Origin of the sequence: Parabacteroides sp. D25, from assembly GCF_000307475.1 — a bacterium.
GTDB lineage: Bacteria > Bacteroidota > Bacteroidia > Bacteroidales > Tannerellaceae > Parabacteroides > Parabacteroides distasonis.
Genome location: NZ_JH976500.1, coordinates 382,404 through 396,912, shown reverse-complemented (window position 1 = coordinate 396,912; position 14,509 = coordinate 382,404). Strand labels below are relative to the sequence as shown.

Genomic DNA, 14,509 nt, shown 5'->3' with positions numbered 1-14,509 from the left:
CTAAACACCCGTTTAGGGTAGACCTAAACACTCATTTAGGGTTGCCCTAATCCCTCGTTTAGGGTGGGCGTAAATCCCCGGCTACAACAATTCCGTGAATTTATCAAACATGAACTCCGTATCCAGCGGCCCGCTGCAAGCCTCGGGATGGAACTGAGAGGAGAAGAAAGGCTTCGTCTTATGCTTGATACCCTCGTTCGTCCCGTCATTCATATTGATGAACAGCGGTTCCCACTCCTCACCCAGCGTATCGTTATCCACGGCGTAACCATGGTTCTGCGAGGTGATGAAGCATTTCTCCGTGCCTACCATACGTACCGGCTGGTTATGGCTGCGATGACCGTACTTCAATTTATAGATAGAAGCACCGCCGGCTTTCGCCAACAACTGGTTACCCATGCAAATACCGCAAATCGGCTTATCCCCGGAAAGCGCCTTACGGATATTCCGCACGGCGGCATCGCAAGTATCCGGATCGCCCGGACCGTTGCTGATAAACAAGCCATCGTATTCCAGCTGATTGAAGTCGTAGTCCCAAGGCACACGGATCACCGCCACGTTACGCCTCAACAGGCAACGGATGATGTTATGTTTCACGCCGCAGTCCAAAAGCACGACACGCTTTAGGAATTGAGAATTGAGAATCGAGAATCGAGAATTGGAGGCTTCCGATAAAGAACAGGCCTGGCTCGTACCATCGGGCAGGTAACAAATAATCTCTTTGCACGATACCCGATCCACATAGTTCACATGCTCATAATTCTCGATTTTCAATTCTCCATTTTCAATTTCGTTATCGGCATCGCCGATAACGATGCGTCCCATCATCACGCCATGCTCACGCAATTTCTTAGTCAACGCACGCGTATCGATACCGTATATGCCCGGGATCTTCTCCTCCTTCAACCAGTCGCCCAAGCTGTACTCGGCGTTCCAGTGGCTATACTCATGGCTGTAATCGCTAACGATAATCGCCTCGGCGTGGATCTTCTCGCTCTCCATAAACGTAGCGATCCCGTTCGGCTCGAACGTACGAGGCGGGACACCGTAGTTACCAACGAGCGGATAAGTCAACACCATCAACTGGCCTGCGTACGAAGGGTCCGTCAAGCTCTCCGGATATCCGGTCATAGCGGTATTGAACACGACCTCGCCAGCCACCGGTCTCTCATAGCCGAAAAAGTAGCCACGGAAGACGGTACCGTCGTCTAACATCAAAGTTGCTGTTCTGTTTGTCTGCATAGAATCTGTATGTTGTGTCATTTCACTAAATATTCTTCTTCCATATAGTGAATAAAAGCCTCGTTCACTAACCGAGTCCCGCCCGGTGTCGGGTAATCGCCGGAGAAATACCAGTCACCCGGATGCTCCGGACAAGAGGCATGCAAGCCCTCCAAAGTCTGGTAGACGATCTCTACTTTCGCCTGTGTCCCGGCCGGTGTAAGCAACTCCACCATCTTAACGGATATCTCCTCGTCCGTAAACGGGGCGTATATCTCCTTTACGTAATTCACCAACGGACCATCCGCCGCTGTTTGTTGTCGCTTCGCCTTCTGATAAGCGTCCAAGATCACGTATTCCATCCCCCGGTCACGTAACAGGGCCACCGCGGCCTTAAAAGCGATAAACTCGTTCATCCGGGACATATCGATACCGTAATAATCCGGGTAACGTACCTGCGGAGAAGAACTTACGATCACGATTTTCTTCGGATGCAGGCGATCCAAGATACCGATAATACTCTGGCGTAAGGTAGTACCCCGCACGATGCTATCATCTATCACAACCAGATTATCGATAAAAGGTTCAATACTTCCGTAAGTAATATCATACACGTGCGCCGCCAGATCATTGCGGCTATTGCCCTCAGCGATAAATGTACGTAATTTTATATCTTTTATAGCTACTTTCTCCGAGCGGATTCGCATGGAAAGGATTTGCTCCAGTTCCTCTTCCCTGAGCAAGTGACTACGATCGGCGATCCATTCTTTTTTCAGCTTATTCAAATAGTTGTTCAATCCCTCCTGCATCCCGAAATAAGCGACCTCAGCCGTATTCGGGATAAAAGAGAAGACGGTATGATTCAAATCATAATCCACCGCTTTCAAGATCGGATGCACGAGATTATCTCCCAAACGCTTCCTTTCCCTGTAAATATCCACGTCGCTACCCCGTGAGAAGTAGATACGCTCGAAGGAACAAGCCTTATTCTCTTTCGGCTCCACGATCTGGGAGATATGCCACTCGCCTTTCTTGTTGACGAGTATCGCCTCTCCCCGATTCAACTCCCGGATATCCTCTACCTGCACGTTCATCACGGTTTGTATAACCGGACGCTCGGACGCCAACACGATAATCTCATCATCCGCATAATAGAAGGCCGGACGGATTCCCCACGGGTCCCGCACGCTGAACGACTCGCCACTACCGGTGATACCGCAAATCACGAAACCACCATCCCAGCCCGGGGTACAGCGTTTCAGCACGTTCGACAAATCAATTTGATCCTCGATGGCATGCGTGATATCCATCCCTCTCAATCCTTCCGCCTCACACTTTTGGTACAGGCGCTCCACTTCCCGGTCCAGCCGGTGTCCCAGCTGCTCCAGCATGATATACGTATCGGAATATTTCCGGGGATGCTGGCCGATCGCCGTGATCTCCTCGAATACTTCATGAACATTTGTCAGGTTGAAATTTCCGCAAACGGCAAGGTTCTTTGCACGCCAGTTATTGCGTCGTAAAAAAGGATGGATATAAGAGATTCCGGATTTTCCGGTGGTACTGTAACGGAGGTGGCCCATATAAAGTTCTCCGGCGAAAGGTAGGTTGGCTTTGGCGAATAGCGGATCGTTGAGTTGCTCGGGGGTTAAATCCTTGTAGTGTTCGTGAACTGCGGCAAATATCTCGGTAATAGCTCCGGTCCCGACGGCCCGTTCACGGAACATATATTCCTCTCCGGCATTTGCCTCTAACTTCACGCAGGCTAAGCCCGCTCCTTCCTGCCCCCTGTTATGCTGCTTTTCCATCAGCAAATAGAGCTTGTTCAGTCCATACATCCAACTACCGTACTTCTCGTGATAATACTCCAAGGGTTTCAGTAACCGGACCATGGCAACACCACACTCGTGCTTCAATACTTCCATTGTCGAATCAACTTTTTGATTTTGCCGCAAAGATACAGACAATACCTAACATATTGTTTAAACAAACATAAAATAATTGACACTTTCACGGAAAAAATGTTTTTATCGGACGTTTGGTTAACAAAGCTTACATTTTATAAGCAAAAGGGAGCGTTTTATTTTCAATCCATAAGCCACTCATTTCCCTCTTGAAAGAGGCCTTTCAAAGATATCCATCCGAGAACCGTAATATTTCCGTAACAGAAAGAAAAACACCAATATTCTTTCTGGCACAGAAATATTCTTGCATAAATTCTTTCTATCATAGAAATAATTCGGTAATTTTGTGCGTAAATATAATTTCCATAGAATGAATACAAATATACTCCAAACACTGGTAACGGCCATGCAACGCCGATTAGCGGCTCTTCCGCAGAGATTGCGACCATTTACCACGGAGTTTGATGAGCTCCCTAAAAACCTGATGCTAACCGGTGCCAGAGGATGTGGCAAATCTACATTTCTACTCCATCATTCACAAGGCAGGCGCTTATTATACTTTTCTGCTGATAATCCGAAGATTATTGGCGAACCGCTCTATGACTTAGTTAGTAGCGTATTCATGCTTGGTTATGAAGGTGTTATTATCGACGAGATTCACTACGCATCAAACTGGAGCATACATCTGAAGGCCTTGTATGATGACTATCCAGGAAAAATCATCTGGATTTCAGATTCCTCATCGTTAGTACTTCGTGATGGCAAAGCCGACTTGTCCAGACGTTATGTAGCGATACAGATGCCTTTAATGTCGTTCAGAGAATTTCTATATCTTGAAACTGGCCAAATATACCCCAAGTATAAACTGGGAGACACAATACTACCTACACAACCAGATGCGGAGCTGTTGAACCATTTCCTCAATTATCGTAGTTACGGTACACGTCCTTTCTACCAAGAGAAAGATTTCGAAGCACGTTACATGGCTATCATCGACAAAATTCTCAATAACGATATACCGTTCTTCCTGCCTAGCATTTCCGAAAACAACCTACGTGTGATGCGAGCCATTATCGGCACACTGGCAAACTCCTCAATACCTCGTGTACAAGTCACCTCCTTATGCTCCGACTGGGGAATAGGAGCGGAAAAACTCTATCAACTACTCTTTGTGATGGAAAGTGTAGATCTATTGAAAATAGTAAAGTACCCCAATGACACGAAAGCCCGTAGCACTGGCGCAAAAATGTTGTTCGCAGACCCATGTGCTTATAAGGTTTTGAATGCAGACCAAGGAACGGAACGTGAAGCCTACACTGTCCACTGCTTTTCTAGGGCAGGTTACGAGATAAACGCCATGAAAGACGAGAAGAAAGGTGATTATGTGATTACAAAAGACCATGTATCACAAACCCTAGAAGTTGGAGGAAAAAACAAAAATCCTAAAGAAGCGGACTATGTCTTGAGAGACAACACCGACTACCCTGTAGGCAACGCCATTCCATTCTGGCTCATGGGTATGATGTGGTAGTATTATAGTCATCACCTAAAAAAAATAATCACCCCAGCCATTCGTCTCCCCCCTTCAAAAAGGAAATGAATGTCCAAGGTGATTATTTTTAAGTTTATCAGAAAACAAGAAAATCCCTATCTTCCCCACTCCTTTATCATCTGCTCATTCTGCAAACGACAAATCAATAGTTGCCCATTCTTTTCAGCTACGATATAATCCTTAAGTCCTTCAATCACAACTTTGCGCTCATCCGAGGTGTGCACAACACATCCAGCACAATCGATCATCCGTACCTCTGACCCCACGGCTGAATTCCCATCCATATCTTGAGGTAACAAGGAATGTAGTGATCCCCAGCTACCCAAATCACTCCAGCCAAACTCAGCAGACAGCATATAAACCTCTTCAGCTTTCTCCATCACCGCATAATCTATCGAGATCTTTTCGCAAGTAGGGAATAGTTCTCCTATTACTCTTTTCTCATCATCCGTATAAAAGCTTAAACTCATCTTGTCCATCACTCTCGCCAGTTCCGGTGTATATTTACGGATAGCCTCCATAATCATGTCTACATGCCACACAAAGATACCCGCATTCCAAAAATAATGACCATCAGCCAAGTAATCTTCTGCCCCCTTTCGGTTGGGCTTTTCCTTAAATGCCTCAACCTTTACGACCTCATTCTTTATAGAGGAAGAAAATGTTTTTATATATCCATACCCAGTTTCTGGTCTTGAAGGTTTGACTCCTATCGTCACAATCGCCTTCCGCTCTTGCGTGAATGAAAGAGCCTGCGCAATCACCTTTCGAAATCCAATCACATCGATCACCAAGGCATCTGAAGGTGTTACGACGATATTGGCATTAGGGAACCTACACTTGATCTTCCAGCAGGCATAAGCGATACAAGGAGCCGTGTTACGAGCCTCCGGCTCAGCAAGAATATTATCTAGCGGTATTTCCGGTAATTGTTGCTGAACGATCCCCACATACTGTTCACTTGTCACCACCCAAAAATTACTCAAGGGACACAATGAGGAAAAACGTTCCACGGCAAGTTGAATCAATGATTTCCCTACACCCATCACATCAATAAATTGCTTAGGATAATCAGGCGTGCTCATAGGCCAAAATCGAGAACCAATACCTCCGGCCATGATGACGATATGTGTGTTGTTTGTTTGCATATATATTTAAAGAATTAATTTCAGCGACCAAATACGAATGTCATCGCAAAAGATTTACCTATCTTTACATAAAGATAATTCATAAATACTAATATAATCAATGACAGTATCGGAGTTAATACTAAATCGGTAAAGTATTTATCAAGATTATCTAAATCCAGAAAAACACCTAAAACAGTTTCAAGAAAGAAATACTGAAAGACATAGATATACAAAGTATTTTTACCCATATAAGAAATATATCTACCCAACTTAGAAGATTGAAAGAGACTAGACCTCATTTTAAACAAACAAAACAGAAACACTGAACCACAAAGGCCAATTATTATTTTATAAAATAAGACACTAAAATAATGCGTTAAAGAAGAAGAAGTATCAAATAAAACAAAAGGACCTAAATGTTCATAATATATTTTAAGATACTCATTATTCCAAAAACAAAACAGAAACAAAAATACGGTGGCTGATAAAAACGAAACAAGACGAATCTTACGATAGACTAATCTTTCAAATTCACGAAGGAACGTACCAAATAAAAAGCAAATGTACATTTCATTAAATTTATAATAGACGACAAACAGACTCAGTACTATTGTAAAAAATAGAACATACACATTCTTATATTTTGCATATGGATAATAAAACACAAAGCACAAGAATATAGATTTCAAAAACCATAAACAATAAAAATATTTACCTAAAAGACTACCTCTATATATATATATATATATATACGAACATAAAAAACCATAAATTATACAAGGAAATATCAATTGAATAAATTTCTTTTTTAGAAACTTCCCAAAAGAATACTTTGCAATATTGCCCGCAAAGAAACCTGATATCATCATAAACAAAGGCATATGAAAAGAATAGATACCTATATGTATATCATTTTCAAGGTAATCCGTAACACCATATTGAATAACGTGTCCCCAAATCACTAAAAACATCGCAAAGCATTTAAGAGCATCCAACCATAATATACGATTCAAACTAACAGGATCTTGCTTAATACACTCCATACAACTAATATTTTTATTTTATATACTTCATAAAACCCTTATAAGCAAAAATCAGCATAAAGTAAATAGAGGGGATCCATTTCACACCCTCTACCTTCCGGAGTACGAACCACTGTTGGGCGAACATCTTCCATTTATTTCCTGAACGAGAATTCACAGCCTCACGATACAATGCATGTATCTTACCCGTGTTATAAGCCTTTACCCCTTTACGCAAAATCTCTAGCCAAAAGGCGTAATCTTCTTTGGGAATCGATCGGAAGCGAGTCTGCTCGATTAACTCCCTATGCAACAATACTGTCAAGCAGGGAATCTCATTACTCTCTAGTATATCCCAATAAGTAGATACACTCCTAACCCGAATCCACCGATCAGCCCTAGCTCCATTCCACGACATCTTCTCGTAGTCTGAATAAACAAAGTTATAAGAATAAGCCTCCATGAACGCCACCTGCTCTTCTAGTTTATTAGGAAACCAAGCATCGTCACTATCCAAGAAGGCGATATATTCGCCCTGCGCTTGTTGAAGTCCAATATTCCTTGGCAGCGACGGACTGCCCGACGGATTCTCCGTCCTCAAATACCGAATTCTTGTGTCACGTTCCACATACGTTTGAATAATTTCAGCTGATCGGTCTGTCGAGCAATCATCTACGATCAACATCTCCCAATAAGGATAAGTTTGAGATAAGACAGATTCAATCGTTTGGGTAATAAAAGGAGAAGCATTATAACAAGGAGTTATAATAGATATAAGGGGGTTCATAAAATAAAAGTTTAGTAAGCACTTTATTTAGCCCATATGAGGCACTTGTTTGTGCCCCAAACTGAGTTTAATCATAAGAAAGTATATCTTATCTAATTATCTGTAATTTAAAAATTTACAAATAGGCACATCTACATCGATTCACCGCTCAGTCGCAAAATTAACGCCAAACCTACTCAAAATACTTTTTAGCGTTCTCCGTTGCCTAGGTGATATTTTCCACTGAAGCCAATTAGTCATATCAATCTTTATCTGTTGAGAGAGAGGAACAACGCCTCTACCAGAATCTATATACAAGCTCAATCCACTCAAACTTTCAACAGCATGCCTAATCCATTTACCTTTATATACTCCATGTATATATGGCAAGATATATTCTGAAACTGCCACCACATCTTTATAATCCTCTGATGGAGCAACAGCGGCTTGTTCATTTATTGAGTTTTCAATATCCCATGCGCTAAGAGAGCCATCACCTAACAGCTCAACAAAAAGATCCTTTCGAAATATTCCAAATTGAAGATTGATAGCATAGGGGATTTGCTTATTGACACTACGCAATAAAGGAAAAGATTTAATTTTAGATCCTTTAGGAGTAGGGCCTAAATTACAATACCTTATCTCGTGGCTATCCATATAGTCAAGTAACCGCTCTATTAATGAATTGTCAACATTGTCACTCAAGATAATGTCATCACACATCAACATTACATACTTCGATTTTATAACTGGCAAAGCCGCTATAGTACGCTCAACCCAAGTATCATTTTGCTTATTATTGCATATACAAGTAATACCTTCATACGATTTGGTATTGGTGGTTAGAATAAACTCATAGGGACAATCACTCCAATATCTCCGATATCCTTTTAAAAATACGGCAAGCACATCAGAATACGAATCCGGAGAACTAACATAAATAGAAAGTCGCTTATCCATCAGCTATTTTACTTTTTCTATATATTCCTTCAAACTCATCAAGTTTTTATCCTTGTCAGAAATGATCAATTTCTCAATACCGCCAATCTTACCGAAAGGCCACTCTATAGCCATATCCGGATCATTATACATTATGCCGGCATCACCTTCACCATAAAACACCTCACCACATTTATAGCTAACGACAGAATCCTCCAGCACCAAATAGCCGTGGCCAAAATACTGAGGTATGTATAGAGCCTTCTGATTCTCTCCGGTCAGATCAAAACCTTGCCATTTACCAAATGTTGGCGAATCAGGGCGAAGATCTATGATTACGTCATACACATGGCCACTTATACAACGAACAAGCTTGGCTTGCTGTTTAACAAGCTGGAAGTGCATCGCACGAATTACACCCTTTTTACTAATGGTATAGAACACCTCTTTAAGTTCATGATCTATACCATTTTGCTTAAATGCATCAATATTGTAATCCTTGATAAAGCCACCACGTTCGTCTGTGGCATAGAAGGGAGTTATCTCATATGCCCCCTTCATATCAAGTTCCTTGAATTCAAATTTCTGTATCATGACTAATTCCGCTATAACATCAAAGAGTTTTTAAGCCAATTAATAGTTTTATCAATGCCTTTATCAAAGTCTATAGACGCATATTCTCCAATAGTACTAACCAAGTTACTATTGTCAAACATATCCATTGTATACTTTACACCATCATCTTCACGGACTCCTATCCCTACCTTATCTGCGCAACCAACTAGTTCTCCTATACGAATAAGATAATCTTTCAAGACTCTAGGATTGCCAGAGCCTATATAATAGAACGGCTTATTCGTTTCCTTAAAGCCTAGACGATATACAGCTTCTATAAGATCATCCACATAAATAAAATCATATGGTTGTAAAGCTGGACCAAATGCGGCTTCTTTACCAGCCATCAACTCACCTAACGTATAACTAACCAAATTGCCCGTTTTATTACCTACACCGTATATATTTGAGAACTGCATCCACACAAACTGTTGAGCGATATTCTTGCAATAATCTTCCAAAATTATTCTGCAAGCATGCTTAGCCACACCATACATCATTCCACCAGTCGTTTTTTTCAGATGCGACAAACTAAATGCTACATTCTCCGCTACAGTACCCGCACAAAGAAATTTTTTCACATTTAGCCTCTTGCAAATATTAGCGCAATCTACTGCCATCTGAATATTTGATAATTGAACCGTAGGATCTGCTTTATCAGCCCCATTTACACCTTTCCACGCAAAATGATAGAAAGAGTCATATTCAATTACTGGCAGTCTTTCGACTAGAGATGTATTCACCCCTGATTCTATCCTCGTAATAAGATTTGAATCAGGCAAACGATTGCCATGAAAGGTAATATCAACAGCAACAACCCTAGTACCTTTTTCTATCAATTTCTTTATAAGTGAACTACCTATAAAACCATTGCCCCCTGTGACGATTACGTTCTTCATATTATCGTTATACGTTTAAAAATTCATCTATCTGTTTATCCATACAAACACGAACATCCCCACCTGCTAGCCAAACCTTACTCCATTCAACAATCTTTTCCATTGCCTCATCCAGATTCCATCGAGGGCTCCATCCAAAAGTCTTTTTCAATTTAGAGCAATCAAGCTTCAAGAAATTAGCCTCGTGAGGACCACCGTCATACTTGTTCACCCACCTCATGCCTTCGCCCCACTTGTTCACAAATAGCTCAACAAGAGCGCCTGTTTGAAAACAATCCACATCATCGGGACCTACATTATAATAATCCGCAAAACCGATATCCTCATATTGCTTCATCGCTATCAGCAGGTAAGCATACAAAGGTTCTAGAACATGTTGATAAGGACGGGTAGAGTATGGATTACGCACAACAATATCCTCATGTTTTACAGCCGCACGGATACAATCAGGTACTATTCTATCATTGGCGAAATCTCCACCACCTATCACATTACCCGCTCTAGCAGTAGAAATAGGAATAATAGGCAGACCATCAATATCTGTAAAGAAAGAACGCTTGTAGCTATGAGTCACCAGCTCCGAACAGGATTTGGAATTTGAATAAGGATCATACCCATCCAATTCCTCATTCTCCCTATAACCCCAACTCCACTCCCTATTCAAATACACTTTATCCGTAGTGACATTCAAGAAAGACTTCACGCAACAATTATTGCGAACACACTCAAGAATATTCACGGTACCCATCACGTTTGTCTCGTAGGTATAGGCAGGATCTTTATAAGAATCTCTAACAATGGGCTGAGCGGCAAGATGCAGCACAATTTCTGGTTGAGACTCATCAAAAGCCTTCTTTAGAGAGGCATAATCTCGTATATCGCCAATCACGGAATGTATGTCATCTTCAATATTGGCAATTTGAAACAACGAAGGCTCTGTTGGGGCTTCAAGTGAATATCCGGTAACGACCGCTCCGGCATTAGCGAGTATCCTACACATCCAAGAGCCCTTAAAGCCGGTATGGCCCGTAAGGAAAATCCTCTTGCCTTTATAAAAATCCAATATATTTCCCATTCGTATGATAACTTATTATTTTGCGTAATCTGGTATTTCCGGAACAGAGCGCTCCCAACGCTTCCAAGGAGCTTTATCCTCGGCAAGCAGTTTTTCAAGCATAGATTTTTCACGTATATTATCCATGCACTGCCAAAAACCAGTATGGATATAAGACATCAACTGACCCTCTTGCGCTAACCTGACAAGTGCGGTCTTTTCGAAGACACAAGAGTCACCCCCTTCCAGCATATCAAAAACCTCGGGTTCTAACACCATGTAACCGGCATTAATAGGAGCGCCATCAGAGGCGTTCTTTTCCCGAAAAGCCCTTACGGCTTGATCTTTAGTAATATCTAAGACTCCTTTATCTTGTGCTATCTTGACGGCCGTAAGGGTCGCAAGCTTACCATGGCTCTTATGAAACTCCACCAATTTATCAATTTCTACATCACAAACACCATCGCCGTATGTCATCAAGAAAGTCTCGTTCTCTATATATCTCTGGATACGCTTAATACGGCCTCCAGTCATAGTGTTGTAGCCCGTATCAACGACAGTGACTTTCCAAGGCTCCATATTAGTTTGATGAACGGTCATTTCGTTGTTGCCACCACGATAGTCGAAAGTCACATCAGAGTTATGAAGGAAATAGTTGGCGAACCACTCCTTAATATATTCCTGTTTATAACCGGCGCAAATGATAAACTCGGTATAACCATAATAGGCATACTCTTTCATTATGTGCCACAAGATTGGCATACCACCAATCTCAATCATTGGCTTTGGCTTGAACTGGGATTCCTCAGATATACGAGAACCGAAACCTCCTGCAAGAAGTACTACTTTCATTGTAATAAATTTATAGTATTGTAATCAATGCATTGTCTTAAATTAGACATACAATAACCTAAACATCAGAATAATATCAAAAAGCATCTATAAAATCTCTGAACTTATTTTCAATCACCGAAGTCTCATATTTTTCAGAAAATAGCTGATAAGTATATGGATTAAACCTGTTATCAGAAAGAGAATTTATAGTATGAATAAACTCTGATGGCGTATTACATTTCCCCCCCATACGACAATAATCACATTCTATACCCTGAAAAGCTTCATCAGTACCTATGATAGACTTACCAAAACTCATCGCCTCTATCACTTTCGTTTTCATACCCGACCCCTTAAATATAGGGGCTACAACAGCTAACGCACTTTTATAATATGAAGATAAATCATCTACATATCCCTCAAGTTTCACATTAGACAGAGTTTTATTTCTTAAAGTAGGATTATTACAACAAGCCCCAACAATGCGTAAATCCAATTGGATAAAAGGGGATACATGTTCAATAAACCATACTATCCCTTCTATATTTGGATAAAAATCAGCACCAACAAATAATAAAAACGGTCTATTTATAGCGGTTAATACAGGAACATCATCTAAGTCCACCTTAGGACTTGTTATCGGAAAAATCAGTTCTGGTTTCCGTCCATACATTCGCTCGAACCCATCACAATCACGTTTATTAAGTGCTATTAAAGAGGTAGCATATCTCACAGTTCGCTTTTCATTGAATTTTATAAAGCGATATTTTACGTAAGAGACAAGAGAATGATCATACAAGTATTCTTGATAAGCCATTGACGCATCTACATTATGCTCAAATATCACGGACTTTGCTTCTAATCCATGCAACAATTTAACAATCCTACCAAATAATGACCCTTCAAAGAAAACGAAATCAAAAGAATCCTTACAATAGACATCCATTATAGTTTCTTCGTCTCTTTTAGAAACACCATAACACCCCATGCGTAATAAAGATAAAACGATGATTTTCAGAGTAGGGCGAGCTACTGAATAACAAATGACATTATCTCCTCCAAATAAGCGAGTAAGCATCTCATAATTTCGATGCATCACATAAGTTCCACCGTTAAGGACTGAGGAAAATTCTCGATGGACATATAATATTCTCATGATTCAAGATATTAAATAATTTGAGACAGAAATAAACTTAAGATCGAATTAATTCTTTTGTACTATCCAAGGAAGAAATTCGCAGCAATAAAAAAGACAACAATAGATAATCCTTACTACTATAAAACACGAATAACATCATTATAAATGCAAAAAATGACATTACTTGTCTGGAAAGAAATAATTTTATTAATAAATGGATATACATAATCAAAATAATAATACCACCACGCACAAAAACACCATAGATCGCCAAGTGTAATCTTACATAATCATTGCGTATCATATCCAATTCTTTATATCCTCCATATCCCGCAAAAGGCTGAAACCAACCAAACAAATCCGGAACTCCTGCTCCTGCCCCCTTACCTATAATAAAATAAATAGGATTAAGAATAAAGTAATATAACAAAGTTACTAACTCTGCGACAAGATTACCAATACTACTAAAGTCTGATGCAACATCCAATATACTAATTGAATTAAAAAGCAATAATACTTGATGAAACTTATAAGCAATTGTTCCATTCTCTAGATTCTCACTCAGAAATTCTAATAAAAACAAAAACCATGGAATAAATAACAGTATTAACAAAATATTAACCCAAAAAATCTTTTTATTATATCCAAGAATCCAGAGAAGTAAAAGCCCAAAACTTATAATCGTTTTTCCTGAAACAAAATAGGAATTGGTTAACAGCAAAAATATTATTATCACAACAGAAGATAAGAAAAAAAATGAGGTATAATATTTTCTCATTATAAAAACCCCACATGGTAATAAATAATACAGGCTATTATATACAACAAACTCACTTCCACCATATTCCATTTTACGATGTAGAAGAAAAGCAAATAGTAATGAAATAACACTAATAGAAAAAGTATATATCAATACTTTTTTCAAGCTTTCGACATCTAAATTTTTAAATAGAACAAAGTAGAATAGAACAGGTAAAATAGCCAGCAAATCATCTATATAGTTATCCGAATAAATATTTCCAAAAAGGACATTAACAAAACCTACGACAGCTATCCATATCAAATATATAAGTAAAAACCTAGAATAAGGATCCATGCAGTAGCTAATAGATAATCTCCGTTTTAATATTAAAATCACACAAAAAAAGAACTGAATTACAATATTCAACGAACCCCCCCCAAATCGTATTCCCCAATAATTCAAGGAAGAATTGTCTAAATGATAATAATTACCCCATCCTATAGTCAACAAATTAAAAGAGATAAGATATAATATAGCATTTTTTTTATTTATAAAAAATAATATTACCAAATAGGCATAAACAAGGCAGGAAAATAAAAACTTAATTAAATCTATCCCTTCTATTCCATATAAAAAAACATCGATCAAGGAAAATAGAAGTAAAATACAGAAATTATAATTGTCCATAGAGAG

General features: G+C 39.7%; 13 protein-coding genes. 1 reads left to right on the top strand and 12 read right to left on the bottom strand.

The window, feature by feature from the left end; genetic code table 11:
* Positions 1-81 precede the first annotated feature (81 nt).
* Positions 82-1,263: a glutamine-hydrolyzing carbamoyl-phosphate synthase small subunit gene (carA, locus tag HMPREF0999_RS01545; protein ID WP_009275002.1), complete on the bottom strand. Its 1,182-nt coding sequence runs from the start codon at positions 1,261-1,263 to the stop codon at positions 82-84.
* On the bottom strand, positions 1,260-3,146 hold the full coding sequence (locus tag HMPREF0999_RS01540) for an amidophosphoribosyltransferase (protein WP_009275001.1): 1,887 nt from the start codon (positions 3,144-3,146) through the stop codon (positions 1,260-1,262). The genes carA and HMPREF0999_RS01540 overlap by 4 nt, the downstream gene beginning before the upstream one ends.
* Before the next feature lie 349 nt (positions 3,147-3,495).
* On the opposite strand from HMPREF0999_RS01540, the gene HMPREF0999_RS01535 reads away from it, so the two are divergent.
* Complete coding sequence (locus HMPREF0999_RS01535; protein WP_005857865.1) at positions 3,496-4,656, top strand: ATP-binding protein; 1,161 nt, start codon at positions 3,496-3,498, stop codon at positions 4,654-4,656.
* 116 nt (positions 4,657-4,772) lie between these two features.
* On the opposite strand, the gene HMPREF0999_RS01530 is transcribed toward HMPREF0999_RS01535, so the two are convergent.
* The 10 genes from HMPREF0999_RS01530 to HMPREF0999_RS01485 form a co-directional block, all read right to left on the bottom strand.
* Positions 4,773-5,825 carry a mannose-1-phosphate guanylyltransferase gene (locus tag HMPREF0999_RS01530; RefSeq protein WP_009274999.1) on the bottom strand — a complete coding sequence of 351 codons (1,053 nt, stop codon included), beginning with the start codon at positions 5,823-5,825 and terminating at the stop codon, positions 4,773-4,775.
* 20 nt (positions 5,826-5,845) lie between these two features.
* On the bottom strand, positions 5,846-6,850 hold the full coding sequence (locus tag HMPREF0999_RS01525) for an acyltransferase family protein (RefSeq protein ID WP_009274998.1): 1,005 nt from the start codon (positions 6,848-6,850) through the stop codon (positions 5,846-5,848).
* 13 nt (positions 6,851-6,863) lie between these two features.
* Positions 6,864-7,616, bottom strand: coding sequence for a glycosyltransferase family 2 protein (locus HMPREF0999_RS01520; protein ID WP_009274997.1), 753 nt, complete (start codon positions 7,614-7,616; stop codon positions 6,864-6,866).
* A 141-nt stretch (positions 7,617-7,757) separates the two neighbouring features.
* Positions 7,758-8,555, bottom strand: coding sequence for a hypothetical protein (locus HMPREF0999_RS01515; protein ID WP_009274996.1), 798 nt, complete (start codon positions 8,553-8,555; stop codon positions 7,758-7,760).
* A gap of 3 nt (positions 8,556-8,558) precedes the next feature.
* Entirely contained in the window at positions 8,559-9,128 is a 570-nt protein-coding gene (gene rfbC, locus HMPREF0999_RS01510; protein ID WP_009274995.1) for a dTDP-4-dehydrorhamnose 3,5-epimerase, read from the bottom strand.
* An 11-nt stretch (positions 9,129-9,139) separates the two neighbouring features.
* Positions 9,140-10,048: an NAD-dependent epimerase/dehydratase family protein gene (locus HMPREF0999_RS01505; protein WP_008780448.1), complete on the bottom strand. Its 909-nt coding sequence runs from the start codon at positions 10,046-10,048 to the stop codon at positions 9,140-9,142.
* A gap of 7 nt (positions 10,049-10,055) precedes the next feature.
* Entirely contained in the window at positions 10,056-11,123 is a 1,068-nt protein-coding gene (gene rfbG, locus HMPREF0999_RS01500; protein WP_009274994.1) for a CDP-glucose 4,6-dehydratase, read from the bottom strand.
* A 15-nt stretch (positions 11,124-11,138) separates the two neighbouring features.
* Positions 11,139-11,954 (bottom strand): glucose-1-phosphate cytidylyltransferase, encoded by an 816-nt coding sequence (gene rfbF / locus HMPREF0999_RS01495; RefSeq protein WP_009274993.1) that lies wholly within the window; start codon positions 11,952-11,954, stop codon positions 11,139-11,141.
* Positions 11,955-12,030: 76 nt separating this feature from the next.
* Complete coding sequence (locus HMPREF0999_RS01490) at positions 12,031-13,092, bottom strand: glycosyltransferase (protein WP_009274992.1); 1,062 nt, start codon at positions 13,090-13,092, stop codon at positions 12,031-12,033.
* 37 nt (positions 13,093-13,129) lie between these two features.
* A complete protein-coding gene (locus HMPREF0999_RS01485; RefSeq protein WP_157261306.1) occupies positions 13,130-14,503 on the bottom strand; it encodes a hypothetical protein in 1,374 nt (457 codons plus the stop codon).
* Positions 14,504-14,509 lie beyond the last annotated feature (6 nt).

Coding starts and splice junctions, on each gene's coding strand:
- HMPREF0999_RS01490 (WP_009274992.1), bottom strand. CDS start 13,092: ATGAGAATATTATATGTCCATCGAGAATTTTCCTCAGTCCTTAACGGT.
- rfbC (WP_009274995.1), bottom strand. CDS start 9,128: ATGATACAGAAATTTGAATTCAAGGAACTTGATATGAAGGGGGCATAT.
- HMPREF0999_RS01540 (WP_009275001.1), bottom strand. CDS start 3,146: ATGGAAGTATTGAAGCACGAGTGTGGTGTTGCCATGGTCCGGTTACTG.
- carA (WP_009275002.1), bottom strand. CDS start 1,263: ATGACACAACATACAGATTCTATGCAGACAAACAGAACAGCAACTTTG.
- HMPREF0999_RS01520 (WP_009274997.1), bottom strand. CDS start 7,616: ATGAACCCCCTTATATCTATTATAACTCCTTGTTATAATGCTTCTCCT.
- HMPREF0999_RS01530 (WP_009274999.1), bottom strand. CDS start 5,825: ATGCAAACAAACAACACACATATCGTCATCATGGCCGGAGGTATTGGT.
- HMPREF0999_RS01485 (WP_157261306.1), bottom strand. CDS start 14,503: ATGGACAATTATAATTTCTGTATTTTACTTCTATTTTCCTTGATCGAT.
- HMPREF0999_RS01535 (WP_005857865.1), top strand. CDS start 3,496: ATGAATACAAATATACTCCAAACACTGGTAACGGCCATGCAACGCCGA.
- HMPREF0999_RS01525 (WP_009274998.1), bottom strand. CDS start 6,850: ATGGAGTGTATTAAGCAAGATCCTGTTAGTTTGAATCGTATATTATGG.
- rfbG (WP_009274994.1), bottom strand. CDS start 11,123: ATGGGAAATATATTGGATTTTTATAAAGGCAAGAGGATTTTCCTTACG.
- HMPREF0999_RS01505 (WP_008780448.1), bottom strand. CDS start 10,048: ATGAAGAACGTAATCGTCACAGGGGGCAATGGTTTTATAGGTAGTTCA.
- HMPREF0999_RS01515 (WP_009274996.1), bottom strand. CDS start 8,555: ATGGATAAGCGACTTTCTATTTATGTTAGTTCTCCGGATTCGTATTCT.
- rfbF (WP_009274993.1), bottom strand. CDS start 11,954: ATGAAAGTAGTACTTCTTGCAGGAGGTTTCGGTTCTCGTATATCTGAG.